This is a genomic window from Streptomyces sp. NPDC043870 (assembly GCF_056435785.1).
Genome location: NZ_JBWKDT010000033.1, coordinates 46,241 through 69,366, shown reverse-complemented (window position 1 = coordinate 69,366; position 23,126 = coordinate 46,241). Strand labels below are relative to the sequence as shown.

The window sequence follows — 23,126 nt, the reverse complement described above, 5'->3', positions numbered from 1 at the left end:
GGACCGCCACCCGCGCCGGCCCCGGTCGGAGGCATCGCCGTGGCTGCGGCCGGCCACGACGGCCCCTGGCCGGGGCGCAGACATACCCGCCGCACGCGAAAGGGACGCCCACCATGCTCGACCACCTCATCACGCGCGCGACCGTCGTCGACGGCACCGGCGCCCCCGCCTACCCCGCCGACGTCGGCCTCCGCGACGGCCGCATCGCTGTCATCGCCGAGCCGGGCACCATCACCGAAGGGGCCCGGACCAGCGAGGACGCGCACGGCCTCGTCCTCGCGCCCGGGTTCGTCGACCCGCACACCCACTACGACGCGCAGCTCTTCTGGGACCCGTACGCCACCCCCTCCTTGAACCACGGAGTGACGACCGTCGCGGGCGGCAACTGCGGATTCACCCTCGCCCCGCTCAACCCCGACCGTCCCGAGGACGCCGACTACACGCGCCGCATGATGTCCAAGGTCGAGGGCATGTCCCTGGTCGCGCTCGAAGAGGGCGCGCCCTGGAACTGGCACACCTTCGGCGAGTACCTCGACGCCCTCGACGGCCGTATCGCCGTGAACGCGGGCTTCATGGTGGGCCACTGCGCGCTCCGCCGGCACGTCATGGGCCCGGACGCGGTCGGCGGCAAACCCACCGCCGCCCAACTCGACGACATGCTGCGGCTGTTCCACGACGCCGTGGACGCCGGCGCCTGGGGTCTGTCCACCACCCAGTCGTCCACCCATTCCGACGGTGACGGGAAGCCCGTCGCCTCCCGGCACGCCGATCCCGCCGAACTGCTCGCCCTCTCCCGCGCCGTCGCGGAGCACGAGGGAACCCAGCTCGAAGCCATCGTCGCGGGCTGCCTCGACCAGTTCAGCGACGACGAGATCGACCTCTTCGTGGAGATGAGCGCCGTCGCGGGACGGCCCCTCAACTGGAACGTCCTCACGATCGACGCCGCCGTACCCGAGCGCGTCCCCCGCCAGCTCGTCCCGAGCGAACGCGCCCGTAAGGCCGGCGGCCGGATCGTCGCGCTGACCATGCCGATCCTCACCCCCATGAACATGTCGCTGGGCACCTTCTGCGCGCTCAACCTCATCCCCGGCTGGGGCGAGATCCTCTCCCTCCCCTTCCCGGAGCGGATCGAGAAGCTCCGCGACCCCGACGTCCGGGCCGGGATGCTGCGCCGCGCCGACTCCAAGGAGGCCGGAGTCTTCCGCCGCCTCGCCAACTTCGGCCGGTACGTCATCGGCGACACGTACAGCAAGGAGAACGAGGGCCTGAGCGGCCGGGTCGTGAACGACATCGCCGCCGAACGCGGCCAGGACGCCTTCCAGTGCCTCGTCGAGATCTGCGCCAACGACGACTTGCGTACGGTCCTGTGGCCCATGCCCACCGACAACGACCCCGCGAGCTGGGCGCTGCGCGCCGAGACCTGGCGGCACGAGGACGTCATGCTCGGCGGCTCCGACGCGGGCGCGCACCTGGACCGGATGTGCGGGGCGCCGTACACCACCCGCTTCATCGGCGACTGTCTGCGCGGGCGGAAGCTGGCCTCGCTGGAGGAGGCGGTGAAGATGCTCACCGACGACCCGGCGCAGCTCTTCGGTCTGCGCGAACGCGGCCGGATCGTGGAGGGCTTCCACGCCGACCTGGTCCTCTTCGACCCGGAGCGGATCGACGCGGGCCCGGCGACCCTCGTCCACGACCTGCCGGGGGACAGCCCGCGGCTGGACTCGCGGGCGGTCGGCATCGTGTCCGTGCGCGTCAACGGCGTGGAGACCATCCGCGACGACGAGGTGACGGGGGCGGTCCCGGGCCGGGTGCTGCGGTCGGGCCGTGACACCAGGACGGTGAGCACGAGGTGAGCGACAGCGAGTACGGGGTGAGCAAGCCGCAGCGGCTGTACATAGGAGGGGAGTGGGTCGAGCCCGGCCTCGGCCACTACGAGGTGATCGACCCGGCGACGGAGGAGCCCGTCGGTCTGGCGCCCGAGGCGAGCCGGGACCAGGCGTACGAGGCCGCGGCCGCCGCCCGGGACGCCTTCGAGTCCTGGTCCGGGACGGCCCCCGAGGAGCGGGCGGCGATCCTGGACCGGGCGGCGGATGTGATCCAGCGCGAGTTCGAGACGTACGCGGATCTCGCCCGCGCCGAGACGGGGGCGACGACGGGCACGGCCCGCGGCATGCAGGTCGCGGTCGGGGTGTCGCGGTTCCGCCGGTACGCGAAGGGCGCGCTGGAGCCCGTCGAACAGGGCCTGCCCCCGCAGATCAACGAGGCGGGCCCGATGGGGAAGGCGGGGATCTTCGGTGCGCTCGCCGCCCGCCGCCCGGTCGGCGTGGTCACCTGCATCACCTCGTACAACAACCCGTGGGCGAACCCGGCGGGCAAGGTCGCGCCCGCCCTCGCCATGGGCAACACGGTCGTGGTGAAGCCCGCGCCGCAGGATCCGCTCTCCGTCTACCGGATGGCGGAGGCGCTCGCGGAGGCGGGCGCGCCGCCGGGTGTGGTGAACGTCGTCTCCGGAACCCGTACGGAGGTGGGGGAGGCGGCCGTCGACTCGCCGGACGTCGACATGGTCAGCTTCACCGGCTCCACGGCCGTCGGTCAGCGCATCGGCGAGGTGTGCGGCCGCGGCATGAAGCGGCAGCTGATGGAGCTGGGCGGGAAGGGCGCGGCGCTCGTCTTCGACGACGCCGACCTCGACTCCGCGGTGATGGGTATCGGCACGACGTTCGCTTTCTACAGCGGCCAGATCTGCACCGCGCCGACCCGCGTCCTCGCCCAGCGTGCGGTGTACGACCGGCTGATCGAGAAGCTGACGGCCTACCTCGGCTTCATGAAGGTCGGCGACCCGGCGGCGCGGGGCACGGTCGTCGGCCCCGTGATCTCGGCGGCCCACCGCGACCGGATCGAGTCCTACATCGAGCTGGGGAAGAAGGAGGGCGCGCGGCTGGTGGCGGGCGGCGAGCGCCCCTCCGGCCCGGACTTCGCGCGCGGCTTCTACGTCGCTCCGACGCTCTTCGCGGACTGCACCAACGAGATGCGTGTCGTGCGGGAGGAGATCTTCGGCCCGGTGGTGGTCGTGGTCCCCTTCGAGGACGAGGAGGAGGGCGTCGCGCTCGCCAACGACAGCGACTACGGACTGATCGACTACGTCTGGTCCGGGGACGCCGCGCGGGCCTTCCGGGTGGCGCGGCGGCTGCAGGCCGGCGGGGTCGGGATCAACACGATCGGCCGGAACATGGAGGCGCCGTTCGGGGGGTTCAAGAAGAGCGGGGTGGGGCGGGACGTGGGTTCGTACGCCCTGCACGCGTACAGCGAGACGCAGGCGATCGTGTGGCCGGGCGGCTGAGCCCCTGGTGACCGAGCTCTTGGTGACTGAGACATGAACCACTGGAAAATTTCCAAAAGGGCATAACGGGCACAGCTGCGGTTTTCGCAATCCGGAAGGTTTCCCCTTGCACCTATAAATGCATCGGTCTGATCCCGATTGGCCTTTCATTCGGCGATCGAATGGGATCTCGATGGGATGCATCCAAGGGGAGGTCGTCGGACTTCAAGCCTCCGGATACGGGAACCGCAGCACTTAACGTCCTCTCCATGACTCAGCTGGAGACGCGGCCCCAGGTCGGAGACACGGTACGGGGGCGCTCTGAAGGGGGCGTTCGCACCGAAGGAGACGTTCGCACCGAAGGGGGCGTTCGCACCAAGGGACTCGGCGGCAATTCCGTCGGCCTCATGGGCAGTGCCGTCATCGGTATCTCGACGGTCGCCCCCGTGTACTGCCTGACTTCCACACTCGGCTCGACGGCCGGCGAGGTCGGGCTGCAGATGCCCGCCGTCTTCCTGGCCGGCTTCCTGCCGATGCTCCTGGTCGCCTTCGCGTACCGCGAGCTCAACAAGGTCATGCCGGACTGCGGCACCTCCTTCACCTGGACCGTGAAGGCCTTCGGCCCGCGGATCGGCTGGATGTGCGGCTGGGGCCTGGTCATCGCGACGATCATCGTGCTGTCCAACCTCGCGGGTGTCGCGACCTCCTACTTCTGGCTGCTGGCCGGTGAGATCTCGGGCAGCGGGTCGATCGCCGCCCTGGACGACAACAAGGCCGTCCACATCCTCACCTGCCTCACCCTGATCGCCGTCGCCACCGCGATCAGCTACCGCGGCATGACCGCCACGAAGGGCGTGCAGTACGCCCTCGTCGGCCTCCAGCTCGTCGTCCTCGCGGTGTTCGTGGCGATGGCCCTCCAGAAGGCCGGCAGCGGTGCCCTCGACACCGGCGTCAGCTTCTCCTGGTCCTGGATGAACCCCTTCGCGGTCCAGTCCTTCGTGGCCTTCACCGCCGGTCTCTCCCTGTCGATCTTCATGTACTGGGGCTGGGACGCCTGTCTGTCCACGAACGAGGAGACCACCGGCTCCGCCAGGACCCCCGGCCGTGCCGCGCTCGTCGCGATGGTCGTCCTGGTCGGTTCGTACCTCGCCACCGGTGTCGCCGCGCAGATGGCCGTGGGCTCGGGAGACAAGGGTCTCGGCCTCGCCAACCCGGAGACCTCCGACAACGTCTTCGCCGCGCTGGCCGGCCCCGTGATGGGACCGGTCCTCGGCATCGCGCTCTTCGTCGCCGTCCTGGCCTCGGCCGCCGCCAGCCTCCAGACGACGTTCATCCCGGTCGCCCGCACGGTGCTCGCGATGTCCGCGTACGAGGCCCTCCCCGCGTCCTTCGCGAAGGTCCACTCCCGCTTCAAGGTCCCCGGCAAGGCCACGGTCGTCGCGGGCGTCGCCACCGGCGCGTTCTACACGGTCATGACCCTGGTCAGCGAGAACGTCCTGGTCGACACGATCTACGCGCTCGGCCTCATGATCTGCTTCTACTACGCGCTGACCGCCTTCGCCTGCGTCTGGTACTTCCGGGGCGAGCTGACGAACTCCGCCAGGGACGCGCTCTTCAAGGGCGTCCTGCCGGCGCTCGGGGGCCTCATGCTCACCGCGGTCTTCGGCAAGACGCTGTACGACATGTGGGACCCGGCCTACGGCTCCGGCTCCGCGGTCTTCGGCGTCGGCTCGGTCTTCGTGATCGGCGTCGGCCTGCTGCTCCTGGGCGTCGTGATCATGCTGGTCATGCGGCGCCGCAGCCCGGCGTTCTTCCGGGGCGAGGTCCTGACGAAGGAGACCCCGTCCCTGGTCGTCGAGGACTGACCGCGCCCTCCGTCTCCGGCTGAAACGTCCGGGCCCGGCCCCCACCCCCCGGGGGCCGGGCCCGGGCCTTTCCGGACTTCACCGGGGTTCAGCGGACTTCACCGGGGTTCAGCGGTAACGGACGAGCCCCCTGGTGTCGAACGCCCACTGCCCGGCGGGGACGGTGTCGCCGAATGCATACGGGATGGACGAGCGGTACTTGAGGCCGTCGGGGCCGTCCTTGGGCGCGGAGTGGACGGCGATGGTGCCGTTGCGGGGGTCCACCACGACGTAGAGGGGAATACCCATCCGCGGGTAGTCCTCCAGCTTGTCGACGAGGTCGTTCTTCGGGTTGCTCTTGGAGACGATCTCGACGACGAGGAGCACGGCGCGGGGGTCGATTGCTTCGGCTTGCGGGTCGATGTCCTCGGGGACGTAGGCCACCAGGTCGGGCACTTTCTTCAGACCGGTGTCGGGGTCGTACACGTCCGTGTCACTGAGGGTGTCGATGGCAGGCGTCTGCCCCTCGATCTGCTCACGGAAGGCACGGACGTTGGTGCCATGGGGGAGGTTGGGACTCATCATGACGAAGCTCACCTGCCCGTCCGTGGTCTCCACCTTCCAGCCCTTTTCCAGGTGCTCGGCATATTCAGCGAGGTGCGCGACGACTTCCTGCATCCGCGCGATCTCGTCCGGGGTCATGCTGCTCACGGTGTCCTCCAAGGGGTGCCCCGGTCAGCGTAGCCTCGTCTCTTCGCGGACCTCCGTCGGTTCTCCGCGCACGCTGCCACTCGCGGTCGGGCCCGGCGGACTGCCGCCGTCAGTCTGCCGATGACGCGTCCTCCAGGATGCGGCGGCGCGCGCGTACGGCCGCGGCCAGGAGGAGTTCGTCCGTGGCCATCTCCGCGTCCCGGGAGGGCTCGTTGACGGGGATCCGCTTGCGACGGTCGATGATGCGGTCCAGATCCGGTACGACAGGCAGGGCATGGCGGCCCAGCTCCGCGAGACCCTCCATGAAGGCCTCGCCGTGAGCCTGGTCGTCCAGCTGCCGCACCAGCAGGCCCAGCAGCCGGGGAAGCGACGACGCTCCCGCGTGCCGGAACCACAAAGGCGCGCACGACGCCTGCATCGCATTGGGCCAGGAGAAGGTGAGGTTGTACAACTGAGCTGCCTGACGGAACGTCAGGGGGCCCGCGTCCAACAGCGGGCCGAAGATCTCGGGTGCTCTGCTCAGGCGGGCGGCGCCGATGGGCCGGGTGGCGAGGTGCTCGGCGGCAGCGCGGCTGTCGTAGCTCCGGGAGCTGCCGCGAGTCCACCGGTGACGCCTCGGGGGCGGGGTGACCTCGGCCCCGGCGATCAGGGCCGCGTGCTCACGTACCGCCGCCTGCGAGATCAACGCGGTGCGCACCGCGTCGCCCCCGCCGGGCAGGGCGATGTGCGGCACGAGATGCGGCAACAGCTCGACGGGCGCGGCACGCCAGTCCTGGCAGGCCCGCCGCGCCAGTTGGACACCCACCTGCTGGAGGGCGATCGGCCGGCCCCTGCCGAGAAGATGCCGGGCCAGCGCGTACGTCTGCGCCTCGCGGTCGAGCCGGTACAGCGCGCCCGCCCAGCGCTCGCCGATGCACGGTACGTACGGGGCGGCCTCCTCGGCATCGGCCAGCAGCGCCGCGTCGAGCGCCGGCCACTGCGCGGACCGCGCATCTCCCAGCAGCGAGAGGTGGGCCAGGAAGCGGACCCCGGCAAGGGGGTCGTCGCGCAGCTGCTCGGCGGCCTCGGGGAGCACCCGGCCGGCGAGAGCAGTTCGCACCACCGGGTCCGTCAGCTCCCGCAGCGCAACGAGCGCGAGATCGGCCCGCCCCGACCACACGAGCACATCGGCGGCCCGCCGCCGTACCCCCTCGTCCTCGTCCGCCAGCCGGGCGTGCGCCGCCTGCGCCGCCGCCTCCCAGGCATCAGCTCCATGTATGAGGCTGCGCAGCACATCGAGTGCCTCACGGCGTACGGACGCGGGTTCCGCGCCGGTGAGCTGGAGCAGCCGACGTGCGACGGGCCCGGTGCGGTCCTCGCGCACCGCCTCGAGCACCGCTGTACGGGACGGGTGGCCGCCCGTCGACGTCGTGCCGTCGGCGACCGCCTCGTCCAGCCACTTCATCGGACGGGGCGGTGGCCGCCCTTCCACGCGAATACGTTCGTCATGCGCATGATCCTGTCACACGGCTACTCGACCCGGAGGACGATCTTGCCCTGCGTGCGGCCCTGCTCGCCGTACGCGTGCGCCTTCGCCGCCTCCTCCAGCGGCAGGACCGTGTCGACGTGGGCCCGGAGCTTCCCCTCCTCGACGAGGCGGACGATCGCCTGCAGGCCCGCACGGTCCGGCTCGACGAGGGTCCACCCGGTGCGCACGCCGAGCGCCTCGGCCCGGTCGGCGGGCGGCAGGTCGTCCGGCGACGTCAGCGTGACCAGGTGGCCGCCGCGCCGCAGGACCTCCAGGGACCGTGCTCCGTACTCCCCGCCCATGGTGTCGAGGACGATGTCCACGTCCCGCACCTGCTCCGTGAAGTCGGCCGTCCGGTAGTCGATCAGCTCGTCCGCGCCGAGCTCCTTCAGGAAGTCGTGCTTCCCTGCGCTCGCCGTCCCGATGACGTAGGCCCCGTGCGCCTTGGCGATCTGGACGGCCAGGTGGCCCACGCCGCCGGCCGCCGCGTGGATCAGCACGCGCTGCCCGGCGCGCAGCCCCGCCGTCTCGACCAGGGACTGCCAGGCGGTGAGCGCGGCCAGCGGCAGCGCGGCGGCCTGTGCATGGTCGATGCCGGCCGGCTTGCGGACGAACTGCCGGGCGGGGGCGGTCACGTACTCGGCGTACGCACCCGCCTGGTGCGGGAATCGCGGCATGCCGAACACCTCGTCGCCGGGCCGGTACAGCGTCACCCCGGGGCCGACCGCCTCGACGACGCCGGACACGTCCCAGCCCAGGATCGGGATGTCGCCCCACGTGATGAGGGCACCCGTGGCACGGGTCTTCCAGTCGGCGGGGTTGACGCCCGCGGCGTGCACCCGGACCAGGATCTCGTTCAGACCCGGCTCGGGGCGGTCGATCTCGACCGGGACCAGGACGTCGGGGGAGCCCCATTCACGGGGGCTGACGGCACGCATCGTGTTGCTCATTGATCATGTCCTCTCTGGTGAGCAGCCACCAGAGTGCGCCGGAACGGACGATCGCAGTGCTGGCAGTTTGGCCATCATGTGACAGAATCTGGCCATGGCCACTTCCTTCGCGTCACCGGTGCCCGCGCCGACGAAGGCGCAGGCGAAGACATCGGCGAAGGCACCGACACAGGCACCGGCACCGGCACCCTCCAAGGCGCCGGAAGGCGCCGCGCCCGCCGTGCACCGAGTGGCAGTGCTCGCGCTCGACGGCGTGCCCCCGTTCGAGCTGGGCATCCCGTCCCGGGTCTTCGGGAGCGCCCTCGACGACGAGGGGCGGCCGCTCTACGAGGTCGTCGTCTGCACGATCGACGGGCAGCCGGTGGACAGCGACGCGGGGTTCGCCGTCGCCGTCAGCCACGGACCGGAGGCGCTCGAAACCGCGGACACGGTGATCGTCGCGCCCTCCTACGCCATCGGCTACCTCGCGGAGGGCGGGCCGCTTCCCGGAGCCCTGGCCGCCGCACTCGACAGGATCCGCCCCGGGGCCCGGATGGTGTCCATCTGCACGGGCTCCTACGTCCTCGCCGCCGCCGGGCTGCTCGACGGCCGGCCCGCGACGACGCACTGGCAGACGGCGCGCGAGTTCCAGCGCGCGTTCCCCCGGATCAAGGTCGACGAGGACGTGCTCTTCGTGGACGACGGCGACGTGCTGACCTCGGCGGGCATCGCCGCGGGCGTCGATCTGTGCCTGCATCTCGTACGCCGCGACCACGGCGCGACGGTGGCCAACCACGTCGCCCGGCGTTGCGTCGTACCGCCGTGGCGGGACGGTGGCCAGGCCCAGTTCATCGAGCGGCCCGTGCCAGAACCTGCCTCGACGACCACGGCCGCCACCCGGGAGTGGGCGCTGGAGCGCCTCCAGGAGCCGCTGACGCTCGGGGAGTTGGCCACCCACGCCCGGATGAGCCTGCGCACGTTCACGCGCCGCTTCCGCGACGAGGTGGGGATGACGCCGGGCCGCTGGCTCACTGCCCAGCGCCTCGAACTCGCCCGTCATCTGCTGGAGTCCAGCGATCTGTCCATCGACTTGGTCGCCCACCGGGCCGGATTCGGCACGGGAAACTCCCTGCGCCAGCACATGCGGTCGCTGCTCGGCACCTCACCGGCCGCCTACCGGCGCACCTTCCGGTCCGGCGCCCAGGCCTGACCGGCAAGCCCCGTTCCGCGGACGCCGACCCTGCACCGGAAACCGTGTGGCCCCGGGCGCCGCTCGTGTGCCGGAATCCGCCGGCGCGGCCCGCCGGGGGGTGAAGGGCGACGGGCCGCGTTTCCAGGGGAGACAGATGAGGCTGATGAGACAGGGGAGACTCGAGAGTTGATCAGGAGATCGAGGCGCCCGTGGGAATCGCGTGCAGGGCCACCGGGGAGATGCTGACGATCCTGTTCCACGCGAAGTGGTACTTGTCCATGGCCGCCGGGCTGGTGATCCAGCGCTTGACGCCATTGCTCACGAGATAGACCTCGGGGGAGTTCGGGGCCTTGCCCAGGAATGCGCCGTCGGAGAGCGGGCCGCTGTTGTCGATTGCGGCGGCGTCGACGACGTGCTGAATTCCGTTCCAGTCGCGGAACAGGTTGTTGTACGTTTCCGGGTTCGGGATGTGCCTGCGCTTTCCGTCCAGGATGAGGTAGATCGCCGGGCCGCTGACGTCCTTGATGCGCAGGCCGTTCAGGTCGGGCCTGACCCTCGGGGGCTGTGCGGTGGTCGACTCGGCTGAGGAGGGGGTGGCGACAGCGGATGCAGTCGCGGACCCGGTGAGGGCCACGACGGTGGCGAGCATGACGGCCAGGACGGCTAACCGCGGGCGTATGGGCACAATACCTCCGTGAAATAGATCGAATGACGGTGGTGGAGCCGGCGCCAGCATTTCACCCCGCCCGGCTCGGCTGTCAACGATCGGTTTCCTTGAGTGGCGTCCCGTCCGCCATTATCGGCCAGAGGTTGAATCCGGGGATATCCAGGATTCATGTTCCGAAAGGCCTGCGGGAGAAAACGCTTACCCCAGGAAAATCGGGTTCGTGAACGCGGCGAGCGGGCCGGGGAATTGGGGCACGACGGCCGGGTGCCGTACTTCCGCGCGTACGTACGCCGCGTGCGCCGCCGTCGTACGCCACTCCACCGTGCCCGTGCCCGACTGCGGGAGCGCGGCGGTGTGGAGCACGCCCTGGTCGGTGACGAAGCGGGCCGTGCAGCCCGGGGCGGCGCGGACCTCGAGGCGCACCGTGACCGGTTCGTCGGCACCGGTGCGGAGCCGTTGGCCGATGTCCGCGTGGTGGCCGCGTCCGCCCGTCGCGCCGAACGACACCGACACGTCACGGGACTCCGTGACGTAACTGCGCCCGGCGCGGATGCCGTCGAGGATCGCCTCGCGGGTCAGGTCGTCGGCGAGGACGACGGTCTGCGGGGTGCCGACCGCGTCCGGATCGCGGTGCGCGTCGCTGCTGCCCATGGCGGGGGTCCAGCGGCGGCCGGAGCGTTCCGAGGCCACCAGCGTGCTGTCCCAGTCCATGAGCGACACCTCGTCGTCGGGGGTGTAGGGCCCGTTCCACACCTCGATCGCGTCCGCCTCGCCGAAACCGAACTTCCAGTTGCAGCCGATACAGGTCGCGTGCGGGTGCGCCGGAACGACCAGGCCGCCGGCCCGCCGGATCTCGCGGACGTAGTGGCCGAAGCGGTTGTCGCGGGCCCGGTAGCGCCAGTCCACGAACGTGCCGGGATCGGTGCCGATCGCGACGACGTGCCCGTTGCGCGTCGTGACCTCCTCGCCGAGGAGCACCAGCAGGTCGTCCCCGGCCGCACTCGCCCACGCGCCGTGCGCCGCATGCGTGTTGTGCTCGCTGCTGTTGATGAAGTCGAGCCCCGCGGCACGGGCGAGGGCGGCGATCTCGCCAGGGGTGCGGCGGCCGTCGGAGTACCAGGAGTGCAGATGGCAGTCACCCCGGTACCAGGCCCGGCCACGCCCCTTGGCCCGCTCGGGCGGGTACACGGGACTGGGGGTCTTCGTGGACGTCCCGTACGTGAGCGTGATCGTGACCGTGTACGGGAGTCCCTGCGGCGCGACCGTGTAAGGGCCGAGTGCGATGTACCAGGTGCCCGCGCGGATCGGCCCGGGAATGTACCCGGGCGTCGCCTCGTCGCCCCGGATGAAGAACTCGCTGCGCGCCCCGCCCGACCAGCCGCGGAAGCCTTCGCCGCCGAGCGCCGTGCCGCGCTCGTCGAAGATCCCGATGTCGAGGGCGTTGCCCTGGGTACCGGCGGGGACAGGCGGCTTCTCGTACGCGTACGCCACCCTGATCTCCGAGACGCCGCGGGGGATCTCGACCGGCAGGTACACGAAGTCGGGTGAGCCGGGCGGCAGGGTGCCGCTCACGACCTTGGTGGTGGTGCTCCCATGCTCTGCTGCCTCGGCGAAGCTCACGCTGCTCAACGTAAGCGCGGCGGCGGCTCCCGTCACGAACAGTGCGCGTCTGCTGATGGTCGAGTCGTGGTCGTTGCACATGCCGTCGGCTCCCCAGGGGTGGTGAGAGGGACAGGAGTGGTGCCTGACCAACCTGGTACTCGGCGGTGAACCACGTTGCAAGAGCAGGGAATTGGCAAATGTCGGGGGCGTTGCGTTACCGGGCTCTCGGAATCCGCGACCGTTCGGCTTACCTTGGCCCCGCCACCAATGCTGACGACGCAGGGAGACGCGCATGCGGATCTCGACCACGATCTTCCTCACGGACGAGACGATCACGCCGGTACGGCTGGCCCGTGAGATGGAGGAACGCGGCTTCGCCGGGCTGTATCTCCCCGAGCACACCCACATCCCGGTCGAGCGCGCGACCCCGTACCCCGCCGGCGGCGACCTCCCGCCCGAGTACGGCCGCACCCTTGACCCCTTCGTCGCCCTGGGCCAGGCGGCGGCCGTCACGACGCGGCTCGGCCTCGGCACGGGCGTCACTCTCCTCGCCGAGCACGACCCGATCGCCCTCGCCAAGCAGATCGCGACCCTGGACTTCGTGAGCGGCGGCCGCTTCACCCTCGGCGTCGGCTTCGGCTGGAACAAGGAGGAGGCCGAGGACCACGGCGTGGAATGGTCCACGCGCCGCGAGCTGACCCGCGACCGGATGCGCCTGATGCGCGCGCTCTGGGCCCCCGAACCCACCGCCTACAAAGGCGACTTCGGGTCGGTGCGCGCGTCGTACGCGTACCCGAAGCCGGTGACGGGCGGCGCCCCGCGCACTCTGGTCGGCGGCGCGGCGGGCCCGAAGCTCTTCGCCCACATCGCCGAGTACGCGGACGGCTGGATGCCGATCGGCGGGCGCGGCCTGACGGAGTCCCTGCCGGTGCTGCGGGAGGCCTGGTCGGCAGCGGGCAGGGACCCGGGTGCGCTGCAGATCGTGCCGTACGCGGTCCTGCCGACGCCGGGGAAGCTGGCGCACTACGCGGAGCTGGGGGTGGAGGAGGTGGTGCTGCAGCTTCCGCCGGCGGGGGAGGAGGTGCTGGGGGTGCTGGACGAGTACGGGCGGTACGTGTGACGCGCTACCGGGCCCGGTGGCAGTGTGCTTCAGTCAGGCGCTGACGCGGCGCCTGACCGCGGCCGCCACCCGGACCTGCCCGGGCGCGGTTCGCGGTCAGGACACAATGGCGCGCCCTAGTTCCCGCGCCCGCGCGCACAGATCCGCCCACAGTATGCCGCCTCGATAATCTGTGTCGGCGCCAGGCGACAAAGTGCGAAACTTCGGGCCATGGTCTCACCCCAACTCAGCGAACTGGACTACCTCCAGGAGATTGAGCGCCTCGCCGGCCGCGTCAGAGTGGAGGCATCCAACGAAGGATGGCTCTCGTTCCAGGCAGACCCGGAAGATTCGACACCGTTGCAGCGCAGCGTGAACGCGCTTGCTCGGGCTCTGCGTCATTACCACTTCGAGGGCGATGGCTGTCTGGAGGAGGACCGGCCACTGGTCCGACTCGTCGGAGCCTCAGTGCTGAAGCCCGGGGTCATGCCGGCCGGGGTGGAGGAAGGGTACGAGGAGGTGTGCGCGCGGATCGGCGTCGAGCCCAGGTCTGAGGGCTGGGCCCTGTGGAACACCTGGAGCGACGGGGGGCTGAAGGTGACCATGGTGGTGTCCGCTGTCGAGACGACCGAGGGACTCTTCGAGAACTGGTCACGTGGGAGGGCCCTCGATCCGGTGTCACCGCTGCCGTCCCAGATCGCCCTCATCCGCCAGGGCTGGATGGGACCGATAACGTTCTCGCCTCGCGGCATCGGCCGGACGGGCCTTGGCGGTGAGCCACTGTCCTAGGTCGGGTATGAGGCGCTCACCAGCCGCGCCCGCTGAGAGCTGCCCGGCAGCCCTGAACCGACGACCTCGCGGCCTCGCGACCTCGCGTCACGCGGCGAGGTCTGACGAGACCGCCAAGATGTCGCAGCCGCGGCAGAGGCCCGGCTCCGGCGCGCGGAAAGCCCGGTCGCAGCCGTCGCAGTTCTGGAGCGGGTCGGAGCGCGGTGGCGGTGCGGGCTCTGCGGGGAGCGGTGGCGGCAGGAACGCGGAGAGCCGGTAGGCGAGGAGCCCGGCCGGATGGGGGATCCAGCCCGCGGGAAGGTCGGCGGTGAGGGTACGGCGTACCGCGTCGGGGACGATGCCGCGTTCAAGCCAGGCGTCGACGGCCGGGGCGAGTCGGAGTACGTCCCGCTCGGCGAGGATCAGGCGGGTGTCGTCGCGCCGCAGCCCGGCGAGGAGCGAGGCGGCGGGCGTGGAGGGCGCGGCCTCCGGCTCGGGTGGCGGCGGCGCTGGGGTCGGTTCCGGCTCCGGGGCGCGCTCTGTCTGTGGCTCGGGCTCGGCTCGCATCGCCGACGGATTGTTGTACGAGAGCGTCAACGTGATCACCGTGCCGGAAGGCAGTCGCACCTGGATGCGCGCGAGGTAACCGTGTTCCTCCAGCTCCCGCAGAGCGGCGCCGATCCTGATCTCGCCCTCGGGAAAGCGCTCAGCGAGGCGCTTGATCGAGATCCTCGCACCGGCAGGCAGCGACTGGATGTGGACCGCCAGCCCGATCGCGGTGAGCGACAGCTCGGTGTGCTGGGCGAGGTGGTTTCCGACCACGACGAAGCGTTCTGCGTGACGGACGTTGAAGTGCTGGATGCCGGGCCGGTGAACGGGCGGCGGTGCGCACCGAGGCGCGTTAAGCTGCGGATCAGTCATCGGGAAGCCTGTTTCTTCCTCGGTGGTCAGGCCCTCGATCGGGATGCCAGTCCCGGCCGGGGGCCGTTGCATGTGTGCGGTTGTCGAAGCCGAGCCTGCACCGCGAAATGGCATACGCCAGCTGGGTTGGAACAGATCACCCGTGTGAGTGAGCTTGGCGGGTGAGGGGGCTGGGGGAGGGGTTGGGAAGGTTCTTTCCCTGGGTTCTTTGACTACTTGGCGCCGTGGCGCACCGGGTTCTGGTGTACCGGGTCGCGGAAAAGTCGATGGGGCCAAAACCGGGCGGATGGGGTAAATCTGAGGTGGGTGCTCCATGACGTAAGTGGTAGGCGTTCGGATCCATGGCCGAGGACCTACCAAGTCGGCGATCACCGTAGGTGCGGCCGTCAGTCACCGACGCCTCCCCACGCGAGTAGGGGCTGATCGTTCCTACGTCAACGCGGCGCCAAGGTGCGCTTGATGGTCATGCGGGTGAAGGTGCGGGCCCGGTGCGCGCGAAGAAGGCGGCGGTGGAGAGGGTGCGAGGCGGTGGAGCCGTAGCGTCGTGCGTGGATGTCGGCGACGACGGAGGGTGGAGCGCCCATGGCTCGGAGGACATCGAGGGCTTCGCCCTTGGTGATGAGGCGCCCGTCGTCCAGGGTGACGGTCGCCCGGGCCACGGTCAGCAGGCCGAGGTCGACCCAGATGTCCCGGAGCCAGAGGGTCGGTTTCGACGTGGCGGGCAGCCAGAAGCCTTCCAGGTCGGCCCGGATGAAGGCGGAGAGCTCCTCGTCACTGGCCTGGGGGAGAAGCTCGGTGGGTGAAGAGCCGAAGAGGACAGGGTCCCCCGTGTGGAGTTCACGGCGACTGACCGGAGTGACCGGCCGGGTCAGCAGCTCTTGATGAGCCCACGTGAGATGGCGGACGCCCGGATCCGGCAGCTGCTCGCGCACCACGTAAGAGCAGTGCAGCTTGGCGGCCGCCGGGAATTCCTCAGCCAGGGCCCGATGGAGCCGCTTGAGCCGATGCCGCTGGGCGTCGGTCACGCCGGACTCGATGACCGCCACGATGTCGAGATCGCTGCGGCCGGGCTGGAAGTCTCCCAGCGCCAGCGAGCCGTGCGCCCACAGGGCAACCAGTGGCAGCGTCTCGCGCAGGCCGGTGAGAAAGTGGTTCAGCAGCGCTTCAATGTCGTTGTCCCCCACTTGTGCCACAGTCTCCCTAACCGTCCGAGTCGCCGCGTTGGCCCAAGCTTCGACTCCCGCCACCCGTACTGCCCGACCGGCGCATCAGCCCACCCGCCGCCAGGGTTACGGCGGCCACCCCACGCACCCAGCGCGGGCCGCCCCGCGCCGCCCATACGACACAGACGCAGCCTCCCACGGCGAGCGCGAGGAGTCCGGACAAGACGAGTACGGCCACGCTGCTCATCCCCTACTTCGATTTTCACCGTTGCTGTGCTGCCCCTACAACCCTCGCAGCCCGCGGCAGTATCCGCCGGGCATCGTCACCGTGGACAGCGACTCGCCGGGGATGCTGGGTTACTGCTGACCTCATGCGCCGCGCTGCGCGTACGAGACGAAGGCGGCCCAGTTGGCGGGAGAGAACGTGAGCTGCGGGCCGGTGAGGTTCTTGGAGTCGCGGACGTGGATGGTGGTGGGGCAGGCGGCGACCTCGATGCAGGCGCCGCCCTCGCCGCTGCTGTAGCTGGACTTGCGCCAGTCATAGGCGACTTCGACACAGTCGCCGCCTTCGCCGTCGCTGTAGCTACTCTTGAACCAGTCGAGCTCAGTCGCGGTCATCGTTCTCCCACCAAATCAACAGTCGTGCCCAGGTGAACGGCGGAAGAAATCACCGAGCTCAGGTGTTTCGCGTACTGCGGGGCCTCAGTGTGTCGGCGAAGTCGCTGGAACTCTGCTTCCGGGCTTTCGGTGCCATGTGTCACTAAGGAAGGCTCTACTGCCCTTGGATTATGTACCATATCCGGTCTACAGTATAGCGATTCGGAAAGGGAATCAGTTCCGAGGGGCTCAGTCGTATACCGGTAGCGACACGATCCAATAGTCGTACTCTTCTGCGGTTACCCCGCAAATGTGGTGTCCGCTGTGGGACCGTGCAATGAATTCGATTCTGCCTTGGTCATCCCTGAGGCGGGAGATGTCTGTCTCGGGCGTCAACTGGACCTCCACCCAGCCTAGTTCGCTGCTTCCGGTCGTGACGGCCGTGACGAGAAATTTGCCATTATCGGTAAAGATTCCTGACTCCTGCGCCAATTGCCTCCAGAGTAGGTTGACTTCTTCTGCTGTTCGTTCGCCCTTCAAAGGGGCGGTTGCGGACGGCTCCACTTCGAAGTTGGCGACCATGCGCCAGGCTCTGTCGACCGTAATTCCGCCGACGCATTTCGCGAGTCCGAAAGAGTTGAGGCGACTGTTCTGGACTTTCTCCAATAGTGCCTGCTCTTGAGGCATTGCTCATTCTCCCTCGTAGAAGAAGTGGTGATCGCCGCCGGGTTTGTCGATCGCCCGATAGCGCTCCATTTTTGGATAGCCTTCCACGGAATTATCCCAGCCGAAATTCACGAAGGAGCGAGTCTGTTCCTCTAGGGTCTTTCCCTTCGGTCCCCCGGCGTGGAAGTGCCGACCTGCCGGATCGTGAGTGTGCTCGACGACTACGCGAGATCCATTTTCGGTCTCGAACTGGCGGAAGTTACCCCAGTGGGTTTCATCCTTTGCGTAGACATATCCTGGCATATGCTTCATTCGCTTATCGCCGGTGACCACCCATTGCGAGTCGGGGGTAGTTCCGTAGGGTACTCCGGCAGCTTCAAATGCCGCGCGCTCGGCATCCTGCCGGTTTTTGAAGGGGTTGGAACGCTCTCCCTTGGGAGGACATGGCGTCAGGCCGAGCGGGTCTGCCCAGGCGAAGGGATTGTGAACGTAGCTTGAGGGGTTGGGGCCCGCGCCGAGCCCAAGGGGATCGGAACTGAGGTAGCGCGCCGTCTCGGGGTCGTAGTGCCGGTAGAAGTTGTAGTGCAGACCCGTCTCCGGGTCGAAGTACTGCCCCGGGAACCGCAGCGGCGTGTACGCCGTGCTCGACGTCGCCCACGTCGTCGTACCCCACAGCGTGCTCCGCGTGCGCCACGCCAGGCCGCCCGACTCGTCGATGAGTTCGTTCGGGCTGCCCACCAAATCCGTGACGATGGCGAAGAAGCGTTCGTCGATCGCCTCCTGCGGGGCGTCCGCCGAAAGGATGCGTTCCGTCTGGGCCAGGGGATGGAGGCCGTCGTAGTCCCACGCCAGGGAGACGGGGTTGGGCAGGTCGACGGACTCGGTGGTTTGCTCGCACAGGGTCGCGCCGTCCCATGCGAAGGTGACCTGTTCGACGACCGCGTGGCCGTCGTCGGCGAGGCGTTGTTTCGCGATTCGGCGGCCCAGCGCGTCGTACTGGTAGCGCCACACCGTGCCGTCCGGGGTGGTCACCGACTTGAGCCGGTCCTCTGCGTCCCACTCGTACCGCCAGGTGTCCGGCTTGCGCGACAGACGCGTCTTCTGCCGCAACACGACGCGGCCCTGGGCGTCGTGTTCGTAGCGGACGTTGCCAGCGCGGGTGATGAGCGTGCCGGTGTAGGCGCGACTTCCGGTGGCCTCCTGGCCCGGGTGGGACGTAGGCCAGGACGCCTCGGTTTGGTTGCCTGCCTCGTCGTACGCGTATCGCTCAGTCCAGTTCGCCGCGTGGACCGCAGTGACGCGCCCCGCCGCGTCCAGGTCGAAGCGGCGGGCGCCCGAGAGCTGGTCGTCGACGCCGACGAGGTTGCCGTCCGCGCGGTAGGTGTAACCACGGCGCTGAAGGCTGCGGTCCGCACCAGTGACGTGCTGGTCGGTGAGGCGGCCCATCGCGTCGAAGGCGTGCGTGAGCGTGACCGTCTCGCCGATGTGACGTGCGAGCTCCTGGCCTGCGGCGTCGCGCTCGAAAGTGAGCGTACGGCCCGACGTCGTCAGCTCCGTGCGGCGGCCCGCCGCGTCGTACGACCAGGTGCTGACGGCCCCGCCCGGTGTCGTCCTGCCCGTCCGTCGGCCCAGGCCGTCGTACTCGAAGGCAAGCTTCCGGCCGTTCACCGTCTCGGACCTGAGCCGCCCGTAGCGGTCGCGGAGCCGGGTCAGCGTCGCGTCCGGGTTCGCCGCGAGCGCGAGTTCGTCGAAGATGTCGTACTCGTACGTGATGACGGAGCCCTCGGCGTCCTTGCGGGTGATCTGGCCCAGCGCGTTGTGCTCGAACCGCACCCTCTGGCCGAGACCGTTCGTCCGGGAAGCCAGCCGCCCGGCCGCGTCGTACGCGTACGTCAGGGTCCGGCCGTCGAAGTCGGTCTCCGATATGAGCCGACCCGCCGCGTCGTACTCGTAGTCCCAGGTCAGTTCCTGCGGATTTGTGACCCGGGTCAGACGCAGGTTCGTGTCGTGGGCGAACTCGTACCGCACGCCGTCCGGCCCGGTCCGGGCCACGAGCAGGTCGAAGTCGGTGTACTCGTACGTGGAGACACCGCCCATGGCGTCGGTGTGGCTGGTGCAGTTGCCCTCGCCGTCGTACGTCCACGACTGCGCACTGCCGTCCGGCTCGACACGTCGTGCGAGCTTGCCCTCGGTGGTCCATTCGAGGCGGGTGACCGCGCCGAGGGGGTCCGTGATGGCGATGGGGCGGCCGAACGCGTCCCGCTGGTACCTGGTCGTCGCACCGAGCGGATCGCTGATCTCGACGGGAAGGCCGGCTCTGTCGCAGCGCACGGCATTGGCGTGGCCCAACGCGTCCGTCACCGTCGTCAGATGACCCGCTTCGTCGTACGAGAACCGCGTCGTCGCACCCGACGCGTCGGTGACCGACGTGCGGTTGCCGCGGTCGTCGAACGTCTGGCGCGTCATTTGGCCGTCCGCGCCCCGGATGCGCACCGGGAGCCCGAGGCCGTCGTACTCCGCCGACACTTCCCGGCCGTCCGGACGGACCACCGCGGTCGGGTGCCCCTGCTCGTCGTACGTGGTGCTGGTGACGTGGCCGAGCGGGTCGGCGACGGCCAGCAACCGGTTGTAGCGGTCGTACTCGAACCGAGTGACTTCGCCGTTCGCGTCGATCTCCGCCACGACCTGCGAGCGCTCGTTGACCACGAAGCGCTTGGTGTGGCCGAGGCCGTCGGTCATGGAGGTCATCCGCAGGCCGGTGTCCGGGTCGGTGTCGTCCCACGTGAACCGGGATTCGATGTGGCCGTTCGTACCGGACTGGTACACGCAGCGGTCGAGATCGTCGTAGACGTAGTCGTAGTGACTGCCGTTGGTGTCGGTCCAGGACGTGATGCGACCGTGCTCGTCGCAGCCGAAGCGCAATGGACGGCCTGACGAGTTGGTGACTTCGGAGAGATGGCCGTCGGTGTAGCCGTATCGCGTGATCTCCTGGTCCGAGCCGTCCGCCGCCGCGCCCGCGAGATGCAGGGCGGTGACCCTGCCCTCGTGAGTCGTGAGCTTCAGGTGGTAGCCGCCGTGGTGGACGATCGACGTCGGGGCGCCGGCGTCGTCGTGTTCGAAGGTGATCCAGCGGCCATTGCGGTCGTCGATCTGAGCCAGGAGGGCCAGCTCGTCCGTGTGGTCGGCGAAGTGCCAGACCCGGCCGGTCTCCGGGTCGGTGACCGTGTAGCCGCCGTCCACCCGGTCCAGGGGCCAGCGCCGCCCGTGCGTGGGCATGACGGGCACGCCGGGGGCGGGATGCGGATAGGCCATCAGGCTGCCCTCGTCGCAGCTGAGGACGACGCCTTCCGCGTCGATCTCCAGGCGCTGATCCACGGTGCTGGACCAGGTCGGGCCGAACCAGCCACCCGCGCGGTACGAGGAATCGAAGGTGCGCCGGAACACCAGAGGCAGAGAACCGGGCAGAGCGATGTCCGTCTGTGGCAGGAGCATTCGTCCGGTCGCGATGTCGACGGGGTCTCCGTCACACTTCGTCTCACACTCCTGCTTGCCCTTGCCGTCAGGGTCCTTGGTCTGTCCCTCGCGAGCCTTGGTCGGCGGCTTGTCGGGGAGGCCCTTCATACCGGCGCGTAGGCCACCCCTGGCGAGCCCGGTGCCCTTCGTGCCAAAGATCTCCGGTATGAGCCGCCCGATGAACTCGGACGGGTCGCCCTTCGCGGCCTCCCACGCGTTCTTCAGCGCACGGTCCGGATTCGCGACAGTGGACGCCAGCCCGGCCAGGGTCGTGTTGACCCCCTTGTAGTACTCGGCCGGGTGGGCCAGGTTGTAGGGGTCGACCGGGGCGATCGAGCGGACGAAGTTGACCAGGCCCGCCGCGCCCTTCACGACGCCACCGGTCAGGTGGGTCATCTCGACGCCCTGGGCCAGGCCGAAGTCCAGTAGTTCGAGCTTGGCCTTCTCCCGGCCGGTGGGTTCCTCGGGGGCATGGGCCAGGGCCGCGTTGATGGCGGTCTTCGCGGTGTCGGCGGCCTCGTTGCGATGCCGGCGGGCCTCCTTGAGGATCTCCTGCGCCCGTTCGCGCTTGGCCTTGCCGGGATCGGTGAAGGGACCCGGCCTGGGCGGCGGGTTGTCGCTGTTGCGGGCGGCGTTGTAGGCGTCGACCTTCTTGTTGTAGGCGTCGGCGGCCGTCTGGGAGTCCTTGTTGCCCTCCTTGTAGAGGGCGATCGCTTCCCTCGCCTTGCCCTGAGCGCTGACGACTGCCGTGGAGTACGTCTCCAGGGCCTTCGCCGCGTCCTCGAACGCGTCGGCGGCGTGCAGCCAGTCGGTGGGCAGCGTCGAGGCTTTCTTCCGGAACGCGTCGGCCGCCTCGCCCTTCCAGTGACCGGAGTCGAGCTTCTTCATCCCGGCACCGACGAGATCGAACGCCTTCTGGAAGTCCCGCAGGTTCTTCACCGACGAGGCGATCTTCCCCGGGTTGCCGTGTATCAGCTCGTTTGCTTCCTCGGTCTGGCCGAGCTGCTGTTCGCCGACGTCGGCGCCGAGCGAGGACGCGGTCTCGTCACCCCAGTCCTCGACGCTGTCCGCCCAGTCGTGGGCACCGACCTTGTCCAGCCCGTCGCCGACCTTGTCGGTTGCCCAGTCGATTCCCTCCCCGGCTTTCTCCTTGGCCTTGTCGATTCCCTGGTCGACAATGTCGATGCCCTTGTCGAGCGCCTTGCCGAGATCGTCCAGAGACGCCATCAGTCGCGCTCCTCCCCCCACCGAGGCTCTTCGGCCTGCGCGATCGTCTCCTGCGACGGATCCAGCACCTCGCGCATCTTCGCGTCCGTGGCCTCACGTACCTCCGAGTCGATGAGGCCCTTGCGCTCCAGGTCGTCCAGCTGACTGTCCATGACGTCGTAGCTGGTGTTCTTCCAGGTCTGTTTGACCTCTCCGTGTGCCTCGGACATCGACTCGGCGCTCCAGTCCGCGTTGTCGAACCAGGACTGGGTGCTGATCTCGTCCCAGCTCTTGGCCTTGACCTCGTCCTCGCTCAAGTGCGGGTTGCCGTTGAGCGAGTTGACGCCGATCTTGATGGAGTCCTTGACGTACTGCTCCTGTTCGGCGAACGATCCGGCCGAGAGGCCCACGGCCTGCGCGAATCCGTTCCCCTTCAGCGTCAGCGCCCGGACGCCCCACTCCCAGCGGTCGCAGAACGTCTGGAACTGGTCCGCCAGTCCGCCGTGCCCGAGCTCCAGTCCGGACAGAGCCAGCTCCGCGAACCCTCGGCCCGCGGTCGCTTCGCCGATCATGCCGAGGTCCTTGAGCTCGGAATGGGCCAGATTGATGCCCTTCACGATGTGGGCGAGCGCCTCCGGCGGCGCCTGAAGGTCAGGATCCTTCCCGCTCATTCGGTTCCCCCCGCTTCTTCGCGTTCTCCGAGGTCAACTGCCACCGCGTCGGGCACGATGCCCTTGACCGGCGGGAACAGCATCCCGTCCTCGCTGCCGGCGTCCAGCGCCACGCCGCCCGGTCCCGGCAGCATGGGCACCATCACGTCCAGCAGGCGCGCGCCCAGGATCGTCCGGTACTTCCACTCGCGCCGAGTGTCTCCCTGGGCCCGGGCGAATCGCGCCAATGACTCCTCGTTCGAGAATGCGCAGATCCACCGGACACCGTTCTGGTCGGCGGTCCAGAGACTCCCGTGCGCATCGAACGGCACCAGGACGGCGGTACGCCGGAATTCGCCGAGCAACCGTGCAAACTCGCGCCGTGCGGCTGTCAGTGCGTCGTCCGGCTCGGCGCGCGGCGCCGTTGGGGCGTGGGCGTTCGATGCAGGAGCTGCCGCTGAGGCAGGTGTCGCCTCAGGTACGGTCCAATCGGCCAACTCGGCGAGTCTGGAAGGCTGGTCAGGCCTCGACGCGGCATCCCCGTTGTCAGTCACGCTCTGGATGCTGCCATGGGGTCCTTTTCGAAAGCAACGAGCAATTCTGACCATATGTGACCAATTTGGGCTCGTGTGACGAGGCTTTCGGCGCTCGCGCAGGGCGTACGTCCTGCGCGAGCGCCCTGACCGCGTACGTCCTGACCGCGTGCGCCCTGACCGACGTGCGCCCTGGCCGAGGAGCCCTGTGGGCGCGCGTGGCCGAGGTTCACGCAGCC

At 69.3% G+C, this 23,126-nt stretch carries 19 protein-coding genes; 6 read left to right on the top strand and 13 right to left on the bottom strand.

The features are described 5' to 3' along the window. Positions 1-113: 113 nt before the first annotated feature. The 3 genes from AC0699_RS30370 to AC0699_RS30360 all read left to right on the top strand — a co-directional run bounded on the left by AC0699_RS30370 (position 114) and on the right by AC0699_RS30360 (position 5,184). Entirely contained in the window at positions 114-1,853 is a 1,740-nt protein-coding gene (locus tag AC0699_RS30370) for an N-acyl-D-amino-acid deacylase family protein (protein ID WP_478666716.1), read from the top strand. Further along, entirely contained in the window at positions 1,850-3,340 is a 1,491-nt protein-coding gene (locus AC0699_RS30365; protein WP_478666713.1) for an aldehyde dehydrogenase family protein, read from the top strand. The genes AC0699_RS30370 and AC0699_RS30365 overlap by 4 nt, the downstream gene beginning before the upstream one ends. A gap of 248 nt (positions 3,341-3,588) precedes the next feature. Next, a complete protein-coding gene (locus AC0699_RS30360) occupies positions 3,589-5,184 on the top strand; it encodes an APC family permease (RefSeq protein ID WP_478666711.1) in 1,596 nt (531 codons plus the stop codon). A gap of 108 nt (positions 5,185-5,292) precedes the next feature. On the opposite strand, the gene AC0699_RS30355 is transcribed toward AC0699_RS30360, so the two are convergent. From AC0699_RS30355 to AC0699_RS30345, 3 genes are all read right to left on the bottom strand, one after another. After that, positions 5,293-5,865: a Uma2 family endonuclease gene (locus AC0699_RS30355; protein WP_478666759.1), complete on the bottom strand. Its 573-nt coding sequence runs from the start codon at positions 5,863-5,865 to the stop codon at positions 5,293-5,295. 118 nt (positions 5,866-5,983) lie between these two features. Further along, entirely contained in the window at positions 5,984-7,318 is a 1,335-nt protein-coding gene (locus AC0699_RS30350) for a hypothetical protein (protein WP_478666709.1), read from the bottom strand. Positions 7,319-7,383: 65 nt separating this feature from the next. After that, on the bottom strand, positions 7,384-8,331 hold the full coding sequence (locus AC0699_RS30345) for an NADP-dependent oxidoreductase (RefSeq protein WP_478666708.1): 948 nt from the start codon (positions 8,329-8,331) through the stop codon (positions 7,384-7,386). 94 nt (positions 8,332-8,425) lie between these two features. On the opposite strand from AC0699_RS30345, the gene AC0699_RS30340 reads away from it, so the two are divergent. After that, on the top strand, positions 8,426-9,520 hold the full coding sequence (locus AC0699_RS30340; RefSeq protein WP_478666705.1) for a GlxA family transcriptional regulator: 1,095 nt from the start codon (positions 8,426-8,428) through the stop codon (positions 9,518-9,520). 172 nt (positions 9,521-9,692) lie between these two features. Here AC0699_RS30340 and AC0699_RS30335 read toward each other — a convergent pair whose 3' ends face one another. After that, complete coding sequence (locus tag AC0699_RS30335; RefSeq protein ID WP_478666701.1) at positions 9,693-10,187, bottom strand: hypothetical protein; 495 nt, start codon at positions 10,185-10,187, stop codon at positions 9,693-9,695. Positions 10,188-10,367: 180 nt separating this feature from the next. Beyond that, positions 10,368-11,870 (bottom strand): CehA/McbA family metallohydrolase, encoded by a 1,503-nt coding sequence (locus tag AC0699_RS30330; RefSeq protein WP_478666697.1) that lies wholly within the window; start codon positions 11,868-11,870, stop codon positions 10,368-10,370. Positions 11,871-12,063: 193 nt separating this feature from the next. Between AC0699_RS30330 and AC0699_RS30325 the strand changes: the two genes are divergently transcribed. Together AC0699_RS30325 and AC0699_RS30320 are read left to right on the top strand one after the other, a co-directional pair. Further along, entirely contained in the window at positions 12,064-12,891 is an 828-nt protein-coding gene (locus AC0699_RS30325; RefSeq protein WP_478666695.1) for an LLM class F420-dependent oxidoreductase, read from the top strand. 210 nt (positions 12,892-13,101) lie between these two features. After that, positions 13,102-13,659: a hypothetical protein gene (locus AC0699_RS30320; RefSeq protein WP_478666691.1), complete on the top strand. Its 558-nt coding sequence runs from the start codon at positions 13,102-13,104 to the stop codon at positions 13,657-13,659. An 87-nt stretch (positions 13,660-13,746) separates the two neighbouring features. On the opposite strand, the gene AC0699_RS30315 is transcribed toward AC0699_RS30320, so the two are convergent. The 8 genes from AC0699_RS30315 to AC0699_RS30280 all read right to left on the bottom strand — a co-directional run bounded on the left by AC0699_RS30315 (position 13,747) and on the right by AC0699_RS30280 (position 22,908). Continuing rightward, positions 13,747-14,559 carry a helix-turn-helix domain-containing protein gene (locus AC0699_RS30315; protein WP_478666687.1) on the bottom strand — a complete coding sequence of 271 codons (813 nt, stop codon included), beginning with the start codon at positions 14,557-14,559 and terminating at the stop codon, positions 13,747-13,749. A gap of 434 nt (positions 14,560-14,993) precedes the next feature. After that, positions 14,994-15,743 (bottom strand): nucleotidyltransferase domain-containing protein, encoded by a 750-nt coding sequence (locus AC0699_RS30310; RefSeq protein WP_478666684.1) that lies wholly within the window; start codon positions 15,741-15,743, stop codon positions 14,994-14,996. 16 nt (positions 15,744-15,759) lie between these two features. Further along, positions 15,760-15,969 carry a hypothetical protein gene (locus AC0699_RS30305; RefSeq protein ID WP_478666681.1) on the bottom strand — a complete coding sequence of 70 codons (210 nt, stop codon included), beginning with the start codon at positions 15,967-15,969 and terminating at the stop codon, positions 15,760-15,762. 122 nt (positions 15,970-16,091) lie between these two features. Continuing rightward, positions 16,092-16,340, bottom strand: a complete 249-nt coding sequence (locus AC0699_RS30300; protein ID WP_478666678.1) for a DUF397 domain-containing protein — start codon at positions 16,338-16,340, stop codon at positions 16,092-16,094. A 228-nt stretch (positions 16,341-16,568) separates the two neighbouring features. Continuing rightward, on the bottom strand, positions 16,569-17,006 hold the full coding sequence (locus AC0699_RS30295) for a hypothetical protein (RefSeq protein ID WP_478666674.1): 438 nt from the start codon (positions 17,004-17,006) through the stop codon (positions 16,569-16,571). 3 nt (positions 17,007-17,009) lie between these two features. Next, positions 17,010-21,725: a putative T7SS-secreted protein gene (locus AC0699_RS30290; protein ID WP_478666672.1), complete on the bottom strand. Its 4,716-nt coding sequence runs from the start codon at positions 21,723-21,725 to the stop codon at positions 17,010-17,012. After that, positions 21,725-22,375, bottom strand: coding sequence for a hypothetical protein (locus AC0699_RS30285; RefSeq protein WP_478666670.1), 651 nt, complete (start codon positions 22,373-22,375; stop codon positions 21,725-21,727). The genes AC0699_RS30290 and AC0699_RS30285 overlap by 1 nt, the downstream gene beginning before the upstream one ends. After that, a complete protein-coding gene (locus AC0699_RS30280; protein ID WP_478666666.1) occupies positions 22,372-22,908 on the bottom strand; it encodes an SseB family protein in 537 nt (178 codons plus the stop codon). Before AC0699_RS30280 ends, AC0699_RS30285 begins: the two co-directional genes overlap by 4 nt. Positions 22,909-23,126: the final 218 nt, after the last annotated feature.

What these genes read in the sequence shown, in the direction of transcription:
- AC0699_RS30370 (WP_478666716.1), top strand. Translation starts at nt 114, where the DNA reads ATGCTCGACCACCTCATCACGCGCGCGACCGTCGTCGACGGCACCGGC.
- AC0699_RS30360 (WP_478666711.1), top strand. Translation starts at nt 3,589, where the DNA reads ATGACTCAGCTGGAGACGCGGCCCCAGGTCGGAGACACGGTACGGGGG.
- AC0699_RS30355 (WP_478666759.1), bottom strand. Translation starts at nt 5,865, where the DNA reads ATGACCCCGGACGAGATCGCGCGGATGCAGGAAGTCGTCGCGCACCTC.
- AC0699_RS30350 (WP_478666709.1), bottom strand. Translation starts at nt 7,318, where the DNA reads ATGAAGTGGCTGGACGAGGCGGTCGCCGACGGCACGACGTCGACGGGC.
- AC0699_RS30345 (WP_478666708.1), bottom strand. Translation starts at nt 8,331, where the DNA reads ATGAGCAACACGATGCGTGCCGTCAGCCCCCGTGAATGGGGCTCCCCC.
- AC0699_RS30340 (WP_478666705.1), top strand. Translation starts at nt 8,426, where the DNA reads ATGGCCACTTCCTTCGCGTCACCGGTGCCCGCGCCGACGAAGGCGCAG.
- AC0699_RS30330 (WP_478666697.1), bottom strand. Translation starts at nt 11,870, where the DNA reads ATGTGCAACGACCACGACTCGACCATCAGCAGACGCGCACTGTTCGTG.
- AC0699_RS30325 (WP_478666695.1), top strand. Translation starts at nt 12,064, where the DNA reads ATGCGGATCTCGACCACGATCTTCCTCACGGACGAGACGATCACGCCG.
- AC0699_RS30320 (WP_478666691.1), top strand. Translation starts at nt 13,102, where the DNA reads ATGGTCTCACCCCAACTCAGCGAACTGGACTACCTCCAGGAGATTGAG.
- AC0699_RS30315 (WP_478666687.1), bottom strand. Translation starts at nt 14,559, where the DNA reads ATGACTGATCCGCAGCTTAACGCGCCTCGGTGCGCACCGCCGCCCGTT.
- AC0699_RS30305 (WP_478666681.1), bottom strand. Translation starts at nt 15,969, where the DNA reads ATGAGCAGCGTGGCCGTACTCGTCTTGTCCGGACTCCTCGCGCTCGCC.
- AC0699_RS30300 (WP_478666678.1), bottom strand. Translation starts at nt 16,340, where the DNA reads ATGACCGCGACTGAGCTCGACTGGTTCAAGAGTAGCTACAGCGACGGC.
- AC0699_RS30295 (WP_478666674.1), bottom strand. Translation starts at nt 17,006, where the DNA reads ATGCCTCAAGAGCAGGCACTATTGGAGAAAGTCCAGAACAGTCGCCTC.
- AC0699_RS30290 (WP_478666672.1), bottom strand. Translation starts at nt 21,725, where the DNA reads ATGGCGTCTCTGGACGATCTCGGCAAGGCGCTCGACAAGGGCATCGAC.
- AC0699_RS30285 (WP_478666670.1), bottom strand. Translation starts at nt 22,375, where the DNA reads ATGAGCGGGAAGGATCCTGACCTTCAGGCGCCGCCGGAGGCGCTCGCC.